Annotated in this window: 15 protein-coding genes and 2 pseudogenes; 9 read left to right on the forward strand and 8 right to left on the reverse strand. The window is 70.5% G+C overall.

Annotated elements, in window-relative coordinates; translation table 11 throughout:
• Positions 1 to 257: pseudogene (locus ACTWQJ_RS10160) on the forward strand (RNA-guided endonuclease TnpB family protein); the annotation flags it as partial.
• A gap of 152 nt (positions 258 to 409) precedes the next feature.
• A pseudogene (locus tag ACTWQJ_RS10165) lies at positions 410 to 1020 on the forward strand (hypothetical protein); the annotation flags it as partial.
• A gap of 61 nt (positions 1021 to 1081) precedes the next feature.
• Here ACTWQJ_RS10165 and ACTWQJ_RS10170 read toward each other — a convergent pair.
• Entirely contained in the window at positions 1082 to 1666 is a 585-nt protein-coding gene (locus ACTWQJ_RS10170; protein WP_443306298.1) for a biotin transporter BioY, read from the reverse strand.
• A 384-nt stretch (positions 1667 to 2050) separates the two neighbouring features.
• Here ACTWQJ_RS10170 and ACTWQJ_RS10175 point away from each other — a divergent pair, with 384 nt between their 5' ends.
• Positions 2051 to 3436, forward strand: a complete 1386-nt coding sequence (locus tag ACTWQJ_RS10175; protein WP_443306299.1) for an amino acid permease — start codon at positions 2051 to 2053, stop codon at positions 3434 to 3436.
• Positions 3437 to 3543: 107 nt separating this feature from the next.
• Positions 3544 to 4185, forward strand: coding sequence for a superoxide dismutase (locus tag ACTWQJ_RS10180; RefSeq protein WP_443306300.1), 642 nt, complete (start codon positions 3544 to 3546; stop codon positions 4183 to 4185).
• A 115-nt stretch (positions 4186 to 4300) separates the two neighbouring features.
• Here the strand turns inward: ACTWQJ_RS10180 and ACTWQJ_RS10185 are convergent, their stop codons facing one another.
• Positions 4301 to 4963: a mycothiol-dependent nitroreductase Rv2466c family protein gene (locus ACTWQJ_RS10185; RefSeq protein WP_443306301.1), complete on the reverse strand. Its 663-nt coding sequence runs from the start codon at positions 4961 to 4963 to the stop codon at positions 4301 to 4303.
• A 170-nt stretch (positions 4964 to 5133) separates the two neighbouring features.
• On the opposite strand from ACTWQJ_RS10185, the gene pepN (ACTWQJ_RS10190) reads away from it, so the two are divergent.
• Both pepN (ACTWQJ_RS10190) and ACTWQJ_RS10195 read left to right on the forward strand, forming a co-directional pair.
• Positions 5134 to 7713, forward strand: a complete 2580-nt coding sequence (pepN, locus tag ACTWQJ_RS10190) for an aminopeptidase N (protein ID WP_443306302.1) — start codon at positions 5134 to 5136, stop codon at positions 7711 to 7713.
• 414 nt (positions 7714 to 8127) lie between these two features.
• Entirely contained in the window at positions 8128 to 9177 is a 1050-nt protein-coding gene (locus tag ACTWQJ_RS10195) for a hypothetical protein (RefSeq protein WP_443306303.1), read from the forward strand.
• 99 nt (positions 9178 to 9276) lie between these two features.
• On the opposite strand, the gene ACTWQJ_RS10200 is transcribed toward ACTWQJ_RS10195, so the two are convergent.
• Positions 9277 to 11043 carry a TIGR03767 family metallophosphoesterase gene (locus ACTWQJ_RS10200; RefSeq protein ID WP_443306304.1) on the reverse strand — a complete coding sequence of 589 codons (1767 nt, stop codon included), beginning with the start codon at positions 11041 to 11043 and terminating at the stop codon, positions 9277 to 9279.
• A 237-nt stretch (positions 11044 to 11280) separates the two neighbouring features.
• Positions 11281 to 11736: an NUDIX hydrolase gene (locus ACTWQJ_RS10205; protein ID WP_409472097.1), complete on the reverse strand. Its 456-nt coding sequence runs from the start codon at positions 11734 to 11736 to the stop codon at positions 11281 to 11283.
• 224 nt (positions 11737 to 11960) lie between these two features.
• Here ACTWQJ_RS10205 and ACTWQJ_RS10210 point away from each other — a divergent pair, with 224 nt between their 5' ends.
• Complete coding sequence (locus ACTWQJ_RS10210; RefSeq protein WP_443306320.1) at positions 11961 to 15251, forward strand: S8 family serine peptidase; 3291 nt, start codon at positions 11961 to 11963, stop codon at positions 15249 to 15251.
• 63 nt (positions 15252 to 15314) lie between these two features.
• On the opposite strand, the gene ACTWQJ_RS10215 is transcribed toward ACTWQJ_RS10210, so the two are convergent.
• Positions 15315 to 16043: a hypothetical protein gene (locus tag ACTWQJ_RS10215; RefSeq protein WP_443306305.1), complete on the reverse strand. Its 729-nt coding sequence runs from the start codon at positions 16041 to 16043 to the stop codon at positions 15315 to 15317.
• A 1-nt stretch (position 16044) separates the two neighbouring features.
• Positions 16045 to 16581, reverse strand: a complete 537-nt coding sequence (locus ACTWQJ_RS10220; RefSeq protein ID WP_443306306.1) for an RNA polymerase sigma factor — start codon at positions 16579 to 16581, stop codon at positions 16045 to 16047.
• Positions 16582 to 16831: 250 nt separating this feature from the next.
• Here ACTWQJ_RS10220 and ACTWQJ_RS10225 point away from each other — a divergent pair, with 250 nt between their 5' ends.
• Positions 16832 to 17848: an aspartate-semialdehyde dehydrogenase gene (locus ACTWQJ_RS10225; protein ID WP_224739475.1), complete on the forward strand. Its 1017-nt coding sequence runs from the start codon at positions 16832 to 16834 to the stop codon at positions 17846 to 17848.
• A gap of 62 nt (positions 17849 to 17910) precedes the next feature.
• Here the strand turns inward: ACTWQJ_RS10225 and ACTWQJ_RS10230 are convergent, their stop codons facing one another.
• Both ACTWQJ_RS10230 and ACTWQJ_RS10235 read right to left on the reverse strand, forming a co-directional pair.
• A complete protein-coding gene (locus tag ACTWQJ_RS10230; RefSeq protein ID WP_443306307.1) occupies positions 17911 to 18258 on the reverse strand; it encodes a type II toxin-antitoxin system PemK/MazF family toxin in 348 nt (115 codons plus the stop codon).
• Positions 18245 to 18475 (reverse strand): ribbon-helix-helix domain-containing protein, encoded by a 231-nt coding sequence (locus ACTWQJ_RS10235; RefSeq protein ID WP_443306308.1) that lies wholly within the window; start codon positions 18473 to 18475, stop codon positions 18245 to 18247. Before ACTWQJ_RS10235 ends, ACTWQJ_RS10230 begins: the two co-directional genes overlap by 14 nt.
• 100 nt (positions 18476 to 18575) lie before the next feature.
• Here ACTWQJ_RS10235 and pepN (ACTWQJ_RS10240) point away from each other — a divergent pair, with 100 nt between their 5' ends.
• Positions 18576 to 21161 (forward strand): aminopeptidase N, encoded by a 2586-nt coding sequence (gene pepN / locus ACTWQJ_RS10240; protein WP_443306309.1) that lies wholly within the window; start codon positions 18576 to 18578, stop codon positions 21159 to 21161.
• Positions 21162 to 21164: the final 3 nt, after the last annotated feature.

Consider the following 21164-nt stretch of genomic DNA (forward strand, 5'->3'; position numbering starts at 1 on the left):
GCAAACCCGCCAAGGGACAGGCGGCATCCAAGGGCTACCGCGAGGCGAAGAAGCTGCGGGCGAAGGCGTACAAGAAGGTCGCCAGGCAGCGTGAGGACACCGGTCGCAAGTGGGCCAAGAAGGTTGTCCGCGACCACGACGCCCTCGCGGTGGAGGACTTCCGTCCGAGGTTCCTCGCCAGGACCACGATGGCCCGCAAGGCTGCCGACGCCGCCATCGGCGCCACCAAGGCAACCCGGCTGGTGCCGATGGCGTAAGACCTCCTGGAGCGCTGCTCCAGGAGGCGGCCTGAGCCAGGAATCCCCTCCCTTCAGGGAGGGGAGGATTCAAGTCCCGGCGCCAGCCCTCGGGGGTCTTCCACGCGAACCCTCCGGCCTCCTCTCGCGCGCCCGGCGGCAGGCTCGGCGGCCCGGGGGGAAAGGCCGTCGACGAGGCACCGGCAGGGTGGAACTGACCACGCTGCTGCCCGAGAAGATCTCGGTCGACAACGGTTCGGAGGAAACGGCGATTACCGCCACGGTGAAGAATGAGGGGACAGCGGACAGCGGGCCGATCAGGCTCTGGGTCGTCGGTTTCGATGGGCTGACGGTCAGGAATGTCCCAGGCTGCTCCCCGATCGCCGAAAAGGATCTGTCCGAGGGTTCGAACAGCGGATTCAGCTGTTCGCTCGACAGTCTCGCCGCCGGCGCGTCGAAGTCGTACGACGTCGACGCGACCTACGACCTGGGCAGGACCGGAAAGATCTGTCTGCCCGTCCGGAACGGTGACGGAAGCAAGACGTTCTGGCAGCAGGGCCCGGTTCCGTTCGGTACGACGAACCCGTCGCCGAACGCTCCGGCCACGCCGCTGCTGCTCGGCACCGACAACAAGCCGGTCGCGCCGGGCGGCGACGAGCTGCCCAGGACCGGCGCCGGACGGGACGTCCTGCCGCTGGCCGCGGCCGGCGGGGCGCTGGTCACGGCCGGAGCGGCGGGCCTGTGGTGGTCGCAGCGGCGGCCGCGGCAGCAACAGGAGGGATGAACACCGGAACACCGACGGGGGCGCGGGAAACCGCGCCCCCGTCGGTGTCTCCGACATTCGGTCAGCGCTTGTTGACGAGCTTCCAGGCGGTGGGCAGCACACCCATCGCCAGGGCGGCCTTCAGGGCGTCGCCGATCAGGAACGGCGTGAGGCCGGCCGCGATCGCGGCGGAGGCGGACATGCCGGTGGCGAGGGCCAGGTAGGGGACGCCGACGGCGTAGATGATCGCCTCGCCGAGCAGCATCGCGCCCGCCATGCGCCACGGGGAGCGGTCGGCGCCGCGGCGGGCCAGGGCACCGACGGCGGTGGCGGCGAGCAGCAGGCCGATGACATAGCCGAAGGACGGGGCGGCCGCACCGGAGCCGCCCTCCGCGAACCACGGCACACCGGCGATGCCGGCCAGCGCGTACAGCGCGAGCGAGAGGAAACCGCGACCGGCGCCGAGGGCCGTGCCGACGAGCAGCGCGGCGAAGGTCTGGCCGGTCACCGGCACCGGGGAGCCCGGTACGGGCACGGCGAGCTGGGCCGCGAGGCCGGTGAGCACGGCACCGCCGGCCACCAGGGCGACGTCCCGGACACGGGAGGAGGGGAGCAGGTCGGCGAGGACCCGTCCCTGGAGGGCGGGGGTGGCGGCAGCGGTGCTCATGGGGACTCCGCGAGTGAGGGCGGTTCGGGACACCGTGACGCTAACCCAGTGCGCCTGAGCCCGACACCGTCACCGCTCGACAAAGGCGGGAGCCGCGGTGTGGTGGGCTCTGCACAAAGAGTGGTGGTTACACGTGAGTGGGCGTGATGCTGGTCACTGAGGTGAGGGTGAGTGCGTCACGAGGGGCGGACGGAGGGCGGACTGTAGGGTTCCGCCAATTCGCATGTCCCACCACATCCACTCGGGCCGCCCCGTGAGCGTAGCCGTACACTCCGTGTCTCCGGTGTCCGGATAGTGAACACGGCGCCCCCGCGAGCGGGACCGCCGCCCAGACTGTGGGCGTTTTACCCCTCTCCCGTACGACGTAATGGACGAGCCGCGCCCATGCCCAGCACTACTGTCGAGACGCCGCCGAAGCCGGACGCGTCCCTTTCCCATGGCCTGAAGCAGCGCCACCTGTCGATGATCGCCCTCGGTGGCGTGATCGGCGCCGGGCTGTTCGTCGGCTCCGGCGCCGGTATCGCCGCCGCCGGGCCCTCGATCGTCGTCGCCTACATCCTCTCCGGCCTCCTGGTGATGCTGGTGATGCGGATGCTGGGCGAGATGTCCGCCGCGTATCCCTCCTCTGGGTCCTTCTCCGCGCATGCCGAGCGGGCGATCGGGCCGTGGGCCGGGTTCACCGCGGGCTGGTCGTTCTGGGTGCTGCTGTGCACGGCCGTCGGCCTGGAGGGCATCGGCGCCGCGAAGATCGTCACCGGCTGGCTGCCGGGCACGCCGGAGTGGGCGTGGGTGGCGCTGTTCATGGTGGTGTTCTGCGGGGCCAACCTGGCCGCGGTGAAGAACTTCGGCGAGTTCGAGTTCTGGTTCGCGGCGCTGAAGGTCGGCGCGATCTCACTCTTCCTGGTGCTCGGCGTGCTGGCGATCGCGGGCGTCCTGCCCGGCACGGACGCGCCGGGGACCGCGAACCTCACCGGTGAAGGGGGTTTCCTCCCGAACGGCAGCGAGGGCCTGATCATCGGCCTGCTCGCCTCGGTCTTCGCATACGGCGGCATGGAGACGGTCACCATCGCGGCGGCCGAGTCGGAGAACCCGGTCAGCGGCGTGGCGAGCGCGGTCCGCACGGCCATGTGGCGCATCGCCCTCTTCTACATCGGCTCGATGGCGGTCGTCGTCACCCTCGTCCCCTGGGACTCCAAGGAGATCGTCGAGAAGGGCCCGTACGTCGCCGCCCTCGACCACCTCGGCATCCCCGGCGCCGGCCAGCTGATGAACGTCGTGGTCCTGGTGGCGCTGCTGAGTGCCATGAACGCCAACATCTACGGCTCCTCGCGCATCGCGTACTCACTCGTCGAGCGGGGGCAGGGGCCGAAGGGTCTCGGCCGGGTGTCGGGCGGGGTCCCGCGGATCGCTGTCCTCGCGTCGTCCGTGTTCGGCTTCGTCTGCGTGGTGCTCAGCTACTGGCGTCCGGACGACATCTTCCCCTGGCTGCTGAACATGATCGGCGCGGTCATCCTGGTCGTCTGGATCTTCATCGCGGTCTCGCAGCTGCGGCTGCGGCGCCGGCTGGAGCGGGAGGCGCCGGACAAGCTGGTCGTGCGGATGTGGGCGTTCCCGGTGCTGACCTGGGTCGCGCTGGCGGGCATGGCCGCGATCTTCGTCCTCATGGCGCGGGAGCCGGACACGCGGGTGCAGCTGTACTCGACGGGCGGCATGACGCTGGTCCTGGCGTTGATCGGGTACGCCTGGCAGAAGGCGCGCGCCCGGAACTGACGCGTTTCCACCTGCCGAAAGGCCCTCACGTTGCCCACGTGAGGGCCTTTTTGTTGCTAGCGTGCAGTTGCAAGCTCTTTGCAATAAGAGGTTCGGAGGGGACCGCCATGCCCGTCTACACGCTGCCTGAACTGCCCTACGACTACTCCGCGCTCGCCCCTGTGATCAGCCCGGAGATCATCGAGCTGCACCACGACAAGCACCATGCTGCGTATGTGAAGGGGGCCAACGACACGCTGGAGCAGCTCGCCGAGGCGCGTGACAAGGAGCTGTGGGGCTCGATCAACGGGCTGGAGAAGAACCTGGCGTTTCACCTCTCCGGCCACATCCTGCACAGCATCTACTGGACGAACATGAGCGGTGAGGGTGGCGGTGAGCCCCTCGCTGCGGACGGCGTGGGCAACCTCGCGGACGCCATCACCGAATCGTTCGGCTCCTTCGCCGGATTCAAAGCCCAGCTGACCAAGGCATCCGCGACCACGCAAGGGTCGGGCTGGGGCGTCCTCGCCTACGAGCCGCTGAGCGCCCACCTCGTCGTCGAGCAGGTCTACGACCACCAGGGCAATGTCGGCCAGGGTTCAGTGCCGATCCTCGTCTTCGACGCCTGGGAGCACGCCTTCTACCTGCAGTACCGGAACCAGAAGGTCGACTTCATCGAGGCCATGTGGCAGGTCGTCAACTGGCAGGACGTGGCCCGGCGTTACGAGGCCGCGAAGTCCCGGTCGGCTGTGCTGCTGCTGGCGCCGTAACGGCCCGTCGAGTCGTCCTGCCTCGTGATCGTCTTCTCACCTTTCACGCGGCAGGCGGAGAAAAGGGGCGGCCCCGCGAGGACGTGACTCGCGGGGCCGCCTCCGTTTGTGGAGCTCACAGGTTGCTGAAGTCCGGGCCCTTGGTGCGGGTGCGCTTGATCTCGTAGAAGCCGGGGACCGATGCCACCGCGAGGGTGCCGTCCCACAGGCGGGCGGCCTCCTCGCCCTTGGGGGCGGGCGTGACGACCGGGCCGAAGAAGGCGACCTCCGTGCCGTCGGGGCCCGGGACGGAGATGACCGGGGTACCTACCTCCTGGCCGACCTTGTCGATGCCCTCCTTGTGCGAGGCGCGCAGCTGGGCGTCGAACTCGAAGTCCTCCTGGTCGAAGTAGTCGATCAGGTCCGCGGGCAGGTCCACCTCGGCCAGGGCGGCGGCGACGGACTCCCGGGTCGGGCCCTCGCCACGGTTGTGGAAGCGGGTGCCCAGAGCGGTGTAGAGCGGGCCGAGGACCTCGCCGCCGTGCTTCTGCCAGGCCGCGGTCACCACCCGGGCCGGCTGCCAGGCCGTCTTCGCGAGCATCTCCCGGTATTCCTCGGGCAGCTCGTCCAGCTTGTCCTCGTTCAGCACCGCCAGGCTCATGATGTGCCAGTGCACCTCGATGTCACGGACCTTCTCCACCTCCAGCACCCAGCGGGAGGTCATCCACGCCCACGGGCACAGGGGGTCGAACCAGAAGTCGACGCGGGTCTTGGCGGAGGTCGTGGCGGTCTCGGACATGGCTCTCCTCGGTATGCGGTCTTTCAACGCGCAACATCGACCGTCCCCCGAGCATTCCCTGCTGCCCGGCGTCAGGGGCACATGGCAGGATCGGTCCTGATAGCCGTAGCCTCCCCCACTCTCGGCTCCGCTCGAGCGGGGGACCCCCATCGCCTGAGGGAGTGCCGCCCGTGCCCGGTGAGAATCTGTCCCGCGACGAGGCCCGGGAGCGGGCCGCCCTGCTGTCCGTCGACGGGTACGAGGTGTCCCTCGACGTGCGCTCCGCGGTGGGTGCCGACGCCGGGGACGGCGGGCCGCGGACCTTCCGGTCCGTGACCACGATCCGGTTCCGCTGCGCCGAGCCGGGCGCGGCGAGCTTCGCGGATCTGATCGCGCCGAGCGTCACCGCGGTCTCGCTCAACGGCAGGGACCTCGACCCCAGCGAGGTCTTCGACGGCACCCGCATCCTGCTGGAGGACCTCGCCGCCGACAACGAACTGATCGTCGACGCCCGGTGCGCCTACTCCCGCACCGGTGAGGGCCTGCACCGCTTCGTCGACCCCGAGGACGGCGAGGTGTACCTCTACACCCAGTACGAGCCCGCCGACTCCCGCCGGGTCTTCGCAACGTTCGAGCAGCCGGATCTGAAGGCGCCCTTCCGTTTCGAGGTGCAGGCGCCGGAAGGCTGGACGGTGTGGAGCAACGGCGTCGGCCAACTCGCCGACGGAGTGTGGCGGTTCGCGGAGACCAAGCCGATCTCCACGTACATCACCTGCATGGTGGCGGGTCCGTACCACTACGTGACGGACACGTACTCCCGTACCTTCGACGACGGTACGACGCTGGAGATCCCCCTCGGCGCCATGTGCCGCAAGGGCCTCGCGCCCCACTTCGACTCCGACGACGTCTTCCTGGTCACCAAGCAGGGCCTGGACTTCTTCCACGACCACTTCGACTACCCGTACCCGTTCGGCAAGTACGACCAGGCGTTCGTGCCCGAGTACAACCTCGGCGCGATGGAGAACCCGGGCCTGGTGACCTTCAAGGAGGAGTTCATCTTCCGCGGGAAGGTCACGCAGGCGTCCTACGAGAACCGGGCCAACGTCATCCTGCACGAGATGGCCCACATGTGGTTCGGCGACCTGGTCACCATGGAGTGGTGGGACGACCTGTGGCTCAAGGAGTCCTTCGCCGACTTCATGGGCGCCTTCTCACTGGTCGGCGCGACCCGCTTCAAGGACGGCTGGATCACCTTCGCCAACCGCCGCAAGGCCTGGGCCTACCGCGCCGACCAGCTCCCCTCCACGCACCCCATCACCGCCGACATCCGCGACCTGCAGGACGCCAAGCTCAACTTCGACGGCATCACGTACGCCAAGGGCGCGTCGGTACTCAAGCAGCTGGTGGCGTACGTCGGTCAGGACGCGTTCCTGGAGGGCGCACGGCGCTACTTCAAGCGGCACGCGTACGGCAACACGCGCCTCGGTGACCTGCTGTCGGTCCTGGAGGAGACCAGCGGGCGGGACATGGGGGCCTGGGCGCGGGCCTGGCTGCAGACGGCCGGGGTCAACTCGCTGACGCCGCAGGTGCTGCTGGATGCGGAGGGCCGGGTCTCCGAGCTGGCGGTGCTCCAGGAGGCCGCCGAGTCGCACCCGGAGCTGCGCCCGCACCGGGTGGCTGTGGGCCTGTACCGGCGGGGTGCGGAGGGCGCGCTGGAACGGTACGCGCGGGCCGAGGTGGATGTCGACGGCGCGCGGACGGTCGTAGCGGAGCCGGCGGGTGCTCAGGCGCCGGAGCTGGTGCTCGTGAACGACGACGACCTGACGTACTGCAAGATCCGATTCGACGAGGAGTCGCTCGCCACCCTCCGGGACGGGCTGGGCGACCTCACCGATCCGCTCGCCCGCGCCCTGTGCTGGTCGGCGCTGTGGAACATGACGCGGGACGCGCTGCTGCCGGCGCGGGACTTCATCGACCTGGTGCTGCGGTACGGGGGCCACGAGTCCGACATCGGCGTGCTCCAGATGCTGCACGCCTGGGCGAACTCGGCGCTCGTCCACTACGCGGCGCCCGGCTGGCGGGAGACCGGCGAGCGGCTCCTCGCCGACGGTGCGCTGCGCGAGCTGCGGCGCGCCGAGCCGGGCAGTGAGCACCAGCTGGCGTGGGCGCGGTTCTTCGCGTCCACGGCGGCCGCCGAGGCCGACCTCCAGCTGCTGCTCGGACTGCTGGAGGGCACGGAGAAGATCGACGGGCTGGACGTGGACCAGGAGCTGCGCTGGGCGTTCCTGGGGCCGCTGGCCGCGCACGGGGTCGCCGACGAGAAGCGGCTGGCGGCGGAGCTGGCGCGCGACGACACGGCGTCCGGCAAGCGCCACCAGGTCCGCTGCCTCGCCGCGCGGCCCTCGGCGGCGGTCAAGGCGCAGGCGTGGGCGCAGGTCGTCGAGTCGGACGTGCTGTCCAACGCGCTGGTCGAGGCGACGATCGCGGGGTTCGGGCAGCCGTCGCAGCGGGAGTTGCTGGCGCCGTATGCCGAGAAGTACTTCGCGGTGATCGAGCGGGTGTGGGCAGAGCGGTCGATTCAGATCGGGATGGATGTGGTGCGGGGGTTGTTCCCGGGGTTGCAGGACTCCGAGGGGACGTTGGCGGCGGCGGATGCGTGGCTGGCGGCGCATGAGGGGGCGGCGCCGGCGTTGCGGCGGCTGGTGCTTGAGGCTCGGGACGATCTGGCGCGGGCGTTGCGGGGGCAGGCGTGTGATGTGGCGGCAGGTTAGCTGTCGCTGGGGCGTGTAGCCGGGTGCCCGGCGCTGCAGGCTGTGCCCACCCTCCCCCACTCTCGGCTTCGCTCGAGCGGGGGACCCCCCGTCGCCCTGCGGAACGACTGCCCACAGCGGCAGCGGCAGCGGTCGGCGGGGGCGAGTGCGCGCGCGCAGCGGTCGCGGGGCTGGTGCGCCCACAGCAGTCGCGGTCGCGGTAGCCGCAGCGGGAGCTGTGGGTCTGCTTGGACGGGGCGGTCGTAAGTCGTTACTGAATCCGGGTAATCGGAACCGTAACCCTTCTGGCCCACCCGAACGGACCAGGGGGTTTCGGCATCCGAACATCCGTCCTTTAGGGCGAGCTTGTCCGGAATTGTCGACGGGCGTGTAACAGCGGTTAGGGGGCCGTTCGGGTACGGGAACTTCGGGGTCATGAACCACAACACCCCGCTCTCCCCCCGCCCCCTGCGTCACCTCTCCGAGGCGCACCGCCGTGTCATGACGGCCGCCCAGCTCCGCTCGCACGGTGTCCCCGCCGCGGAGATGAACGAGCAGTGCCGCTCCGGCGGCCCCTGGCAGCAGATCCTGCCGGGCGTGTTCCTCCTCCACCCCGGCCCGCCGACCAGCGAGGAGCGGCTGCACGCGGTGCTGATGTACGCGGCCCGCGAGTCGTCGCCGGGCGTGCCCTCCCAACCGGGCGCGGACGAACCGCACCGTCCCGTGTACGCCGAGGCGATGATCACCGGTCTCGCGGCGCTGAACCTGCACGGTTTCTCGGCCGCTCCCCCACTGCTCTCCCTGGACCGTATCGACGTCCTGGTCCCCCGGCTGCGCCGGCTCCGCTCGACGGGCTGCGTGCGCATCGTCCGCACCTCGGCCCTGCCCACCCCCCAGCAGGTAACCGGCGTACCAGTGGCTCCGGTGCCGCGCGCGCTGGCCGACGCGGTGGCGGATCTGGCGGACGCGGGTGCCGTGCGCCGGCTGCTGACCGAGGCGGTGCGCGGCCGGCACTGCGAACCGGCGGTGGTGGTACGGGAGTTGACCAACGCGAAGCTGCTGAGCCGGCCGCATGTGGTGGACGCGGTGGACTCGCTGCTGGCCGAGGGCCGGGCGATCGCGGAGGACCGGCTGTACCGGATGGTGCGGGAGTACGGCCTGCCGGACCCGGTCTGGAACGTCGATCTGCGGCTGCCGGGCGGCCCCCACCTCGGCGGTCTGGACGCCTACTGGCCGGAGCAGGCGGTCGCGGTCGAGCTGGACACCCGGGCGCCGCGTCAGGGCCATCGGCAGGACGACGACGGGCTGTGGTCGGAGTACGCCCGCAAGCGTGAGCACCTGGAGCGGCTGGGCATCACGGTCGTCCACATCACGCCGAAGAAGCTGCGGGACTCGATGGAGCAGCAGGCGACCGTCGTCCGTACGGCGCTGATGGCGTCGGCGGACCGGGACCCGGCGGCGTATGTCGTGGTGCTGCCCCGGTAGTGACGGACCGGGACAGTCGCCAGGAGGGGAGAGGAGGGGCCGCCGAACCCGGCGGCCCCTCCTCGTGCAGGGCCCGGCCGCGCCCCGGTCGGGCGGGTTTCAGCCCTTCCTCAGCAGGAGCTCGGTGTTGCGGTCGCGTGAGCCGCCGGCCAGGTCGGTGCGGGCGCCGGGGGCGTTGAAGGAGAGTTCGCGGTAGAGGGCGGCGAGGCCGGTCTGGGAGAGGTCGGTGAAGTCCGTGCGGTGCGGGGCCGCCGACTCCACCAGCGTGGTGAAGACCGACAGGGTGCCGTCCTTGTTGTCGACCAGCTCGATGACCCGGGCGAGCTGCGGGAAGTCGACGTGCGAGGCGGTGGAGATCTCCCAGAAGGAACGGCCGTCGGCCCCCTGGTGCGGGGTGATCTCGTTGCGGTGGATGTGTCCGTTGACCCAGGCCAGGACGTTGCGGTGGCTGCCCAGCACCGCCAGCACGTCGGCGCCGTCATGCCGGTTCTCGTTCGGGCGGGCCGGGTCGCGGCGCGGGTTGTCCATCGTCTTGCTGGTGTGGTGGCTGAAGACGACGGCGTACGAGTCCTTGTTGTCGCGCAGCGTCCGGTCCAGCCACTTCAGCTGGGCGGTGCCGATGGAGCCCGCGTAGTGGCCGCCGGGGTCGGTGGTGTCGAGGCTGATGCCGATGACGTCGTCGGCGATGCGGAAGCTGTAGTACTGGGTGCCCGCCTCCACGTTGGCCGTGGAGTAGCCGTGGCCGACCGGGCCCGGGCCGGTGTACGCGGGGTCGAGGTGGGCCTTGACGTACTCGGCCGGGGTGTAGGGGGCGCGGCGCTCGTCCGGGGTGATGGGGCGCAGGTCGCGGGTGTGGGCCTTGAGCAGGTCGCGGAACTGGGTGCCGATCGGGTCCGTGGCCTGCTTGATGGTGTCCTGGAGCTTCTTCGCCTCGGCCGGGGACAGGCTCATCAGCTTTCTGCCGCCGACGGCGAAGTCGGCGAGGTAGGGGTCGCCGTGGCCGTAGCAGCCGAGCGGGAGGGAGTCGTGGTTGCCGACGGTGGAGTACCAGGGCAGGTTGAGGCCGGGGCTCTGCAGTTCGCGGACGGCGGCGGCGAGGAAGCCGTCGAGGTGCGGGAAGCCGCGCTCCTTGTCGGCGTCGCGGACGCTGGAGTCGGGCTGCCAGAACTGCTTCAGGCCGCTGTTCTGGACGCCCTCGTAGCGGCGCAGGTCACCGGAGTTGGGGGTGATGCGGCCGCCGCTCATGACGGTCAGGAACCACTCCAGTTCGGTGCGGGCGTTGTTGTCGGTGTTGTCGCCGGTCGTCATGGCGAAGTGCAGCGGGGCGCCGGTGACGGGGCCGCCCCGCAGCGCGTTGACCCGCTCGACCAGTGAGACCGCACCCTGCACGGTCAGCAGCTCCTGCGGCCGCCAGGCGTGCACGTCGGTGGAGCGCAGGAACTCCAGGCGCAGCGGGTGCTGGGCGTCGATGAGGTGCAGGTCGGTGAGCTGCACGAACGCGGCGAGTGCGGTACGGCGTTCGCCGCGGCCGGACTTGGGGGCGGCGAGCTCGTTGCGTACGACGCGCCGCCAGCCGGGGCCGTCGCCGAGCCGGCGGTAACCGGAGTTGGTGCGGGGCGCGGCGACGGTGGCGAGGGTGGTGCCGCGGGCGTACGGGGCGAGCGGCCCGACGGGTGCCTTGCGGGAGGACGCGATCGGCGCCTCGCCCTCCGGGGCTGCGGCGGGCGCGGCCTCGCTGTCGGTGGGGCGCAGGGCATAGCCGACGCCGACGGACAGGGACACCGCTCCGGCGGCGGCGAGGACCGTACGGCGGTTGACCGCCAGTGCGGAAGCGGCGGAGCTGGCGACAGAGCGTGTGCGCGACATGGCGCTTCTCTCCCCGAGTGCGAACGCGTCGGCAGTGGTCGCGGACGGCCGCGTCGCGAACCCCCCGCTCGCTCTGGATCGTTGGCACCGGGAATGACCTGCGCGTTAATGAGACGCCAACGGGCAGCGCCGATCACCGTACGTCGATCTTGAGCTACCCTGCGCGCCCACGACCGCTCGTCGAACGGCCCGTGGGCGGTCACTCGGCGTTCATCTGACGGGGTAACACCCCTGTTTCTAGGGCAGGTCGACGCGCCCCGCGGCCGGGCGTTCGCGCCACAGTTTCAGACCCAGGTCGACCAGCCCGATGCGGCGCAGCGCGGGCACGGCGTCCAGCTCGTGCCAGGCGGCCATGTCGGTGGAACCCCCGATCTCGTGCCGCAGTTCGCCGCCTACGACCGTCCCCTCGTACACGAGGCGTACGCCGTGGTGGTCGGTCGCCGGGCGGAAACGGCGGCCGGGAAAGGTGCGGTGGAGGGAGTGGACGCCGAGGATGCCGGTGACCTCGATGCGGTAGCCGGTCTCCTCGCGTACCTCACGGCGGACGGTGTCGTAGGGGTCCTCCCCGTGTTCCATGCCGCCGCCGGGCAGCACCCACTCGGGAGTGCCGTCGGGTGCCGGGGAGCGGGCGAGCAGGACTTGGCCGTCGCGGACGCATATGGCGTAGGCCGCCACCCTCAGCTTCTTGCGCACGCAGGGACGTTAACCCGTCGGAGGGGGAATGCCGACCGGCACCCGAAAAGTTCCGCTCACCCCATGTATCCCGCCATGGTCCCCCCTGCGCATCGCGGGTTTTCCCCATGCATCCATTGCGATTCGGTCAACTCTCCCCAAACATGCGCCCCTTGCGTAAGGCTGAGCGGTCGTCCGGGACCGAATTCCGGACTGTCTCGTTCCTTTACCAACAAGGGATGCCGATGACCCCCTCCTCCCAGAGCGATCCGATACCGGGCGCGAGACGCGTGGCCCGTATCGCCGTGGCCGCCGGTCTGGTGGCCGCGCTCTCCGCGGCCGGGCCGATACCCGTGGCCCTCGCCGCGGACCAGGCCCCGGCGGCAGCCGACCCGGGCGTCAAGTCCGCCCACGACAAGCTCGGTTCCGACGACGCCGATCTGCTCGCCGAGGCCAAGGCCGACGGCGCCAAGAGCGTCACGATGATGGTCGCGACCGCGCCCGGCCGGACCGAGCAGGTCGCCGAGCAGCTCGACTCGGTCGACGGCGGCCTGGTCGGCCGTACCCACGACAAGCTCGGCTACGTCCGTGCCACCGTCCCGACCGGCAAGGCGGACGCGGCCATCGCCGCCGCCGCGAAGCTGTCCTCCGTGCACGGCATCGACCTGCGGGAGGAGATCCCGCTGGACGACCCGTCTCCGAACGGCTCACAAGAGGCCGGTGCCACGGGGACGTACCCCGCCCCCGGCAAGAAGACCCCCGCCGAGAACCCGTACAACCCCTCCTTCGAGACGGGCGCCGTCGAGTTCGTCGAGGACCACCCGAAAGCGGACGGCCGCGGCATCACCATCGGCATCCTCGACTCGGGCGTGGACCTCGGGCACCCGGCGCTGCAGAAGACGACGACCGGTGAGCGGAAGATCGTCGACTGGGTGACGGCCACCGACCCGGTCACGGACGGCGACGCCACCTGGCGGCGGATGACCACCTCGGTCTCCGGCCCGACGTTCTCGATCACCACCGAGTCACTGGGCACCGAGACGTTCAAGGCGCCCGAGGGCACCTACAAGTTCAACTACTTCTCCGAGTCCGCCACCACCGGCGGCGACATGGCCGGCGACCTCAACCGCGACGGCGACAAGACGGACGTCTGGGGCGTGCTGTACGACGCCGCCTCGGGCACGGCCCGCGTCGACCTCGACGACGACCTCGACTTCACCGACGACCAGGCCATGAAGCCGTACAAGGACGGCTTCCAGGTCGGCTACTTCGGCACCGACGACCCGGCAACCGAGATCGCCGAGCGCATCCCGTTCGTCGTCGAGATCCGCAAGGACGTCGTCTACAACGCCGCCGGCGCGAAGGCCGACTACGTCAGCATCGGCGTCATCGAGGGCTCGCACGGCACCCATGTCGCCGGCATCACCGCCGCGAACGGCCTGTTCGGCGGCGAGATGAACGGCGCCGCGCCCGGCGCGAAGCTGGTCTCCTCCCGCGCCTGCACCTGGACCGGCGGCTGCACCAACGTCGCGCTCACCGAGGGCATGATCGACCTCGTCGTCAACCGCGGTGTCGACATCGTCAACATGTCGATCGGCGGCCTGCCGGCGCTGAACGACGGCAACAACGCGCGCGCCGAGCTGTACACCCGCCTGATCGACGAGTACGGCGTCCAGCTGGTGATCTCCGCGGGCAACTCCGGCCCCGGCGCCAACACCATCGGCGACCCGTCCCTCGCCGACAAGGTGATCTCGGTCGGCGCGACCATCTCCAAGGAGACCTGGGCGGCCAACTACGGCTCGAAGGTGGAGAAGCGGTACGCGATGATGCCGTTCTCCTCGCGCGGCCCGCGTGAGGACGGCGGCTTCACGCCGACGCTGTCCGCGCCCGGCGCCGCGATCAACACCACCCAGACCTGGTCGCCCGGCGGTCCGGTCGCCGAGGCGGGCTACCAGCTCCCGGCCGGCTACTCGATGCTCCAGGGCACCTCGATGGCCTCCCCGCAGGCGGCCGGCGCCTCCGCGCTGCTGCTGTCCGCCGCCAAGCAGAAGGGCATCGACCTCACCCCGGCGACCCTGCGCACGGCGCTCACCTCGACCGCCGACCACATCAGCGGTGTCCAGGCCTACGAGGAGGGTGCGGGCCTGATCGACATCGTGGACGCCTGGGACGCCATCCGCGACGGCGCCACCGCCCACACGTACACGGTCAAGGCGCCGGTCGACACCGCGATCGACTGGGCGCTGAAGACGCCGGGTTACGGCACGGGCCTCTACGACCGTGAGGGCGGTCTGAAGGCCGGTCAGAAGAAGACGTACGAGATCACCCTCACTCGTACGTCCGGCGCCGACCGCGCGATCCGGCACGAGCTGGACTTCGAGAACAACGCCGGCGACACGTTCCGGATCGTCGGCTCCGACGAGGTCAGCCTGCCGCTGAACCAGCCGGTCACCGTGAAGGTGCAGGCCGCGCCGCGGTCCGCGGGGCTGAAGAGCGCGATCCTGGAGGTCGACGACCCGCGCACCGAGGGCATCGACAAGCAGGTCCTCAACACGGTCGTGGTCTCGGCGCCGCTGAAGTACACCCACTCCGCGTCGGGTTCGGTGCAGCGCAACAGCACGAAGTCGTACTTCGTGACCGTGCCCGAGGGCGCCAAGTCGCTCGAGGTGGCGATCGGCGGGCTGAAGGACAAGAGCCAGACCCGGTTCATCGCCATCCACCCGTACGGTGTTCCGGTCGACAACACCTCCACGCCGTTCTGCTACAACAACTACCTCGACGGCAACGGCTGCAAGCCCGACGTGCGTTCGTACGCCGACCCGCAGCCGGGCGTCTGGGAGATCGAGGTCGAGTCGCGCCGTACGTCGCCGCTGCTCGACAACCCCTACAAGCTGGACGTCACCGTCCTCGGCGCGGCCTTCGACCCGGAGACCGTGACCGTGCCCGAGGCCAAGGTCGGCATCCCGGCCGCCGCCTCCTGGAAGGTGACCAACGGCTACGCCGCGATCGACGGCAAGCTGGCCGGCGGCCCGCTCGGCTCGTCGAAGACGACCCGCCCCACCATCGCGCAGGGTGCCACGCAGACCACCACGGTCGAGGTGCCCGCGGGCGCCACCTCGCTCGACGTGGCCATCGGCAACGTCTCGGACGCGGCCGCCGACCTCGACCTGTACGTGTACGACGCGTCCGGCACGGAGGTCGGCTCCGCCGCCGACGGCGACTCGGAAGAGGCGGTCTCCATCGCCTCCCCGGCCGCCGGTACGTACACCGTCCGGGTCATCGGCTACTCGGTACCGGCCGGCTCCACCGCATACGACTACCAGGACGTGTTCTTCTCCGCCGCCCTGGGCTCCGTCACCGTCGACGAGTCGCCGGTGAAGCTCGGCACGGGCGACTCGACGACGGTCTCCGGCAGCGTCACCGCCGCGGCGGCCGCGCCCGAGGGACGTGAGTTCTTCGGGCAGGTCCAGCTGGTCAACGCGCGCGGGACGGTCGCGGGCGTGGGCAACGTGAAGATCGAGAAGGTCACGCCGTAGCCGGCTGCGGCTGAACCGGGGGCGGGCGTCCGTGCGGGCGCCCGCCCCTTCTCCTTGCTTCCGCTATTCGCAGGCCGTGGTCCGCGACTCGGGCAAGGCCCGGGTGAGGGCCTGGCGTTGGGGAGCGATGTCGCGCTCGCCGACGGCCCAGAAGTCGGGGGACGCGGACCCGCGCGGGATGGCGACCAGGAGGTGGTCGCCCTCGTCGAGACCCGCGCTCGCCTGGATCACGAAGGTGACCTCGTCCTCGCCCTTCGCGGGCTTGTAGGAGCGGGTCACGTCCAGGGTGATGCGTTCCTGACGTTCGCCGGGGACCGGCTGGACGTCCGTCACGTCGCCCTCGGCGACCAGGCGCGCGCAGGCGAGGTAGGCCGGGGAGCCCAGGGGCCCGGCGTCCTTGGAGTCCGACTGTGCGCTGTCGGCGCTGGTTGCGCCGGCGTCGTCCCCACCGCCGCCCCCGGCCTGCACGAGCAGCCAGCCCATGCCCACGACCATCGCACCGGCCGCCGCCACTCCGACGGCACCGAGGGCCAGGGCGAAGGGACGGCGCCGACGCGGACGTACGGGCACGGGTTCGGGTTCGGGGGCCTTCGGCTTCGCGGGCTCGGTCAGTACCCGTCCGATGACTTCCAGCTGTTCCCGCAGCAGCGCCACGTCGGCCGTCGCCGAGCGGTGCTCGGCCATGAAGGCGGCGTCGGCGCGGGCCTCGTCGGGGAGCGGTTCGTCCGTGATCGCGGCCAGCAGTGCGTCCAGTCCGCCGGTGCCGTCGTGCGTGTTGTGCTCGGCGGTCACGTCACACCACCTCGTCCTCGTGCAGGCGGGTGCGCAGAGCCCGTACCGCCGTGTGCAGCCTGCTCTTGACCGTGCCCTCCGGGATGCCGAGCTCCTCGGCGATCCCGCGCACCGGCAGATCGGCGAAGAAGCGCAGGACGACGACCTGCCGCTGGGCGTCGGGCAGCTCGTCCAGGCCCTGGGCGACGGCGACTGAGAGCACGCTGGTGTCCTCGCCGGAGGGGTGCTCCAGCTGGCGCAGCGCGGCCAGCCGCTCGCCGAGCCGCTCCTGGCGGCGTTTGGCCCGGTGCCAGTCCATGGCGAGGTTCGAGGCGACGACCGCTGCCCACGCGGACACGTCCCGCGGCGCCTCCCGGCCGCTCGCCGCCCGCTCCAGCAGCCGCAGGCGTACCTGCTGTACCCCGTCCAGCAGGTCCGCCTGCGGCACCCCGCCCAGCGCGAGTACCGCCCGCACCCGGCGCTCCTGCGCCGCGTCCAGCGGGTCGTCCTGTGCGTCGTCCCGCCGGCCGCGGCGGGCCTTTCTGCGCAGCACAGCCACCCCTCCCCTCGCCGCGTTTCCTCTATGACGCGGGTGCGGGCCGGAACGTTCGACTCCGCTTGTGGCGTACGTCACACCCGTCCGGAAACTGAGAGGAGGTTCACGCAGGAAAGCCGGCGCCGACGGGGTGTGTGTCCCATTCCTCGGGCACAAGGGCAAAGAATTGGACACAGGGGCCCGGGTGCCCCGCATGATGGAAAGGCCCCCGGTCAGGGACGGGGCGCCCCGCAAGCCAGGTAAAGGAGTCGCCGTGAGGGTCGGAATCGTCGGAGCCACCGGTCAGGTCGGCACGGTCATGCGCAGGATCCTCACCGAGCGGAACTTCCCGGTCACCGAGCTGCGCCTGTTCGCCTCGGCCCGTTCGGCGGGGACGGTCCTCGACGGTGTGACGGTGGAGGACGCGTCGACGGCCGACTACACCGGCCTGGACATCGTGCTGTTCTCCGCGGGCGGCGCCACCTCCAAGGCGCTGGCCGAGAAGGTCGCCTCGCAGGGCGCGGTCGTGATCGACAACTCCTCCGCCTGGCGCCGGGACCCCGAGGTGCCGCTCGTGGTGTCCGAGGTGAACCCGCATGCGATCGCGAGCCGCCCCAAGGGCATCATCGCCAACCCGAACTGCACGACGATGGCCGCGATGCCGGTCCTGAAGCCGCTGCACGCGGAGGCGGGGCTCGAGGCCCTGGTCGTCGCCACCTACCAGGCGGTGTCCGGCTCCGGCCTGGCCGGCGTCGACGAGCTGTTCGAGCAGGTCAAGAAGGTCGGCGAGGACGCGCCCAAGCTGACCCACGACGGCTCGGCGGCCGAGTTCCCGGCGCCGGACAAGTACGTGGCGCCGATCGCGTACAACGTCCTCCCGCTCGCCGGCTCGATCGTGGACGACGGCCTCAACGAGACCGACGAGGAGCAGAAGCTCCGCAACGAGTCCCGCAAGATCCTGGAGATCCCCGAGCTGAAGGTCTCCGGCACCTGTGTCCGTGTCCCGGTCTTCACCGGCCACTCGCTCCAGGTCAACGCCCGTTTCGCCCGTCCGATCAGCGTCGAGCGGGCCAAGGAGCTGCTGGCCGGCGCCCCCGGCGTCGCCCTCACCGAGGTCCCGACCCCGCTCCAGGCCGCCGGCCAGGACCCGTCCTACGTCGGCCGCATCCGCCGCGACGAGACGGTGGACAACGGCCTCGCCCTGTTCGTCTCCAACGACAACCTCCGCAAGGGCGCTGCGCTGAACGCGGTGCAGATCGCGGAGCTGGTGGCAGCGGAGCTGAGCGCGTAGGCGCCGCCGACACGCCTGAGGGGCGCCCATCGGTGAACGGTGGGCGCCCCCTTGTCTTGCCCTCAGAGCGCCAGGTGTCGCCGTAGCGCCGCGTCGATCTCAGCCATCCGCTGCCGGGGCACCGAGCCGATCGGGCGCAGCAGTCTCTCGGGTGCGAGTGCCCGCACCTGCTCGCACTGGACCTTGGAGTCCTTGGGGAGACCACACTCCTCGGCGGAGAGCCTCACCTGGAAGGGGTACACGCGAGAGGTGTTAGACGTCAGCGGCACCAGCGTCACCACGCCTCGCCCCGTCCGCGCCACCGCCGCGTTAGCACCGTCGTTCGAGACGATCACCCCCGGCCGCGCCTTGTTGGCCTCGCTGCCGCGGGTCGGCTCGTAGTCGACCAGATAGATGTCACCGCGCTTCATCAGTGATGCCGTCCCCCGAGAACTGATCCCAGAACGTGGCGTCCTCACTGCCGTCCCACTCGGCGAACGCCTCCGTGTACTCCTGCTCAAGCTGCGCTTGCCGTAGCAGCTCGATGGCAGCGTGTATCACGGCGGACCGGGAATCGGCGTCCGTTCGCGCGGCGTACTCGTCGACGAAGACGACATCGTCCTCCGGCAGGCTCACACTAATCTTCATACCGCAGATACTACCGTCGGTAGCCTGACATTGCCCACCCCAATCCCGGCCGCGCTCGTGGAAGGATGGCGCAACCGACACATAACGAGGAGATGACCGCGTGCCTGGCACAAACCTGACTCGCGAAGAGGCGCAGCAGCGGGCGAAGCTGCTCACCGTTGACTCGTACGAGATCGATCTCGACCTCTCCGGCGCGCAGGAGGGCGGCACCTACCGGTCCGTGACCACGGTGCGCTTCGATGTCGCAGAGAACGGCGCGGCGTCCTTCATCGATCTGGTGGCCCCGACCGTCCACGAGATCACCCTGAACGGCGACCCGCTCACCCCCGACGAGGTCTTCAAGGACTCGCGGATCGCCCTGCCGGGGCTGCTGGAGGGGCGCAACATCCTCCGGGTCGTCGCCGACTGCGCGTACACGAACACCGGCGAGGGCCTGCACAAGTTCATCGACCCGGTCGACAACCAGGCCTACCTCTACACCCAGTTCGAGGTCCCCGACGCCCGCCGCGTCTTCGCGTCCTTCGAGCAGCCGGACCTGAAGGCGACCTTCCAGTTCACCGTGCGCGCGCCGGAGGGCTGGACCGTCATCTCCAACTCGCCCACCCCCGAACCCAAGGACAACGTCTGGGTCTTCGAGCCGACCCCGCGGATCTCGACGTACATCACCGCGCTGATCGTCGGCCCGTACCACTCCGTGCACAGCGTGTACGAGAAGAACGGCCAGACCGTCCCCCTCGGTATCTACTGCCGGCCCTCCCTCGCCGAGTACCTCGACTCGGACGCGATCTTCGAGGTCACCCGGCAGGGCTTCGCCTGGTTCCAGGAGAAGTTCGACTACGCGTACCCGTTCAAGAAGTACGACCAGCTGTTCGTGCCGGAGTTCAACGCGGGCGCGATGGAGAACGCGGGCGCGGTGACCATCCGCGACCAGTACGTCTTCCGGTCGAAGGTGACGGACGCGGCGTACGAGACGCGCGCCGAGACCATCCTGCACGAGCTGGCCCACATGTGGTTCGGCGACCTGGTCACCATGGAGTGGTGGAACGACCTGTGGCTGAACGAGTCGTTCGCCACGTACACCTCGATCGCCTGCCAGGCGGCCGCCCCCGAGTCGCGCTGGCCGCACGCGTGGACGACGTTCGCCAACTCCATGAAGACCTGGGCGTACCGGCAGGACCAGCTGCCGTCCACGCACCCGATCATGGCCGAGATCCGCGACCTGGACGACGTGCTCGTCAACTTCGACGGCATCACGTACGCCAAGGGCGCGAGCGTGCTGAAGCAGCTCGTCGCCTACGTCGGTGAGGACGAGTTCTTCCGCGGCGTGCAGGCCTACTTCAAGCGGCACGAGTACGGCAACACCCGCCTGTCCGATCTGCTGGGCGCCCTGGAGGAGACCTCCGGCCGGGACCTGAAGACCTGGTCGAAGAAGTGGCTGGAGACCGCCGGCATCAACATCCTGCGCCCGGAGATCGAGACGGACACCGACGGTGTCATCACGTCCTTCGCGATCCGCCAGGAGGCCCCCGCCCTGCCCGCCGGCGCCAAGGGCGAGCCCACCCTGCGCCCGCACCGCATCGCGGTCGGCCTGTACGACCTCGACGAGGACAGCGGCAAGCTGGTGCGGGACGACAACGACGGACGGATCGAGCTGGACGTCGACGGTGAGCTGACCGCCGTACCGCAGCTGGTCGGCCGGCGCCGCCCGGCGGTGGTCCTGCTCAACGACGACGACCTGTCGTACGCCAAGGTCCGCCTGGACGAGCAGTCGCTGGCATTCGTGACCGAGCACCTGGGCGACTTCACCGCGTCGCTGCCGCGGGCGCTGTGCTGGGCGTCGGCATGGGACATGACGCGCGACGCCGAGCTCGCCACGCGCGACCACCTCTCCCTGGTCCTGTCGGGCATCGCCAAGGAGTCCGACATCGGCGTCGTGCAGTCGCTGCAGCGGCAGGTGAAGCTGGCGATCGACCTGTACGCCGCCCCGTCCGCCCGCGAGGCGCTGCTCACCCGCTGGACCGACGCCGCACTGGCGCACCTGCGGGCGGCCCACCCGGGCAGCGACCACCAGCTGGCGTGGGCGAGGGCGTTCGCGGCGACCGCGCACACGCCGGAGCAGCTGGACCTGCTGGAGGCGCTGCTGGACGGTTCGCAGACGATCGAGGGCCTGGTCGTGGACACGGAGCTGCGCTGGGCGTTCGTCCAGCGGCTGGCCGCGGTGGGCCGCTTCGACGAGGCGGAGATCGCGGGCGAGTACGAGCGGGACAAGACGGCAGCGGGTGAGCGGCACGCGGCGACCGCGCGGGCCGCGCGTCCGACGCCGGAGGCCAAGGCGGAGGCCTGGGCCGCGGTCGTGGACTCCGACAAGCTCCCGAACGCCGTCCAGGAGGCTGTCATCAGCGGTTTCGTCCAGACCGACCAGCGTGAGCTGCTCGCCCCGTACACCGACAAGTACTTCGAGTCGGTCAAGGGCGTGTGGGAGTCCCGCTCGCACGAGATCGCCCAGCAGATCGCGGTCGGCCTGTACCCGGCGATCCAGGTGTCGGAGGAGACCCTGCGCAGGACGGATGCCTGGCTGTCCTCCGCCGAGCCGAACGCGGCCCTGCGCCGGCTCGTCTCGGAGTCCCGAGCGGGCATCGAGCGTGCGCTGAAGGCCCAGGCGGCGGACGCGGCGGCGGCCGAGTAGTCC

The organism is Streptomyces sp. KR55 (assembly GCF_052245645.1).
Lineage (GTDB): Bacteria > Actinomycetota > Actinomycetes > Streptomycetales > Streptomycetaceae > Streptomyces > Streptomyces flavusporus.

Coding starts and splice junctions, on each gene's coding strand:
- ACTWQJ_RS10195 (WP_443306303.1), top strand. CDS start 8,128: ATGAACCACAACACCCCGCTCTCCCCCCGCCCCCTGCGTCACCTCTCC.
- ACTWQJ_RS10175 (WP_443306299.1), top strand. CDS start 2,051: ATGCCCAGCACTACTGTCGAGACGCCGCCGAAGCCGGACGCGTCCCTT.
- ACTWQJ_RS10230 (WP_443306307.1), bottom strand. CDS start 18,258: ATGAAGCGCGGTGACATCTATCTGGTCGACTACGAGCCGACCCGCGGC.
- ACTWQJ_RS10210 (WP_443306320.1), top strand. CDS start 11,961: ATGACCCCCTCCTCCCAGAGCGATCCGATACCGGGCGCGAGACGCGTG.
- ACTWQJ_RS10200 (WP_443306304.1), bottom strand. CDS start 11,043: ATGTCGCGCACACGCTCTGTCGCCAGCTCCGCCGCTTCCGCACTGGCG.
- ACTWQJ_RS10235 (WP_443306308.1), bottom strand. CDS start 18,475: ATGAAGATTAGTGTGAGCCTGCCGGAGGACGATGTCGTCTTCGTCGAC.
- ACTWQJ_RS10170 (WP_443306298.1), bottom strand. CDS start 1,666: ATGAGCACCGCTGCCGCCACCCCCGCCCTCCAGGGACGGGTCCTCGCC.
- ACTWQJ_RS10185 (WP_443306301.1), bottom strand. CDS start 4,963: ATGTCCGAGACCGCCACGACCTCCGCCAAGACCCGCGTCGACTTCTGG.
- ACTWQJ_RS10180 (WP_443306300.1), top strand. CDS start 3,544: ATGCCCGTCTACACGCTGCCTGAACTGCCCTACGACTACTCCGCGCTC.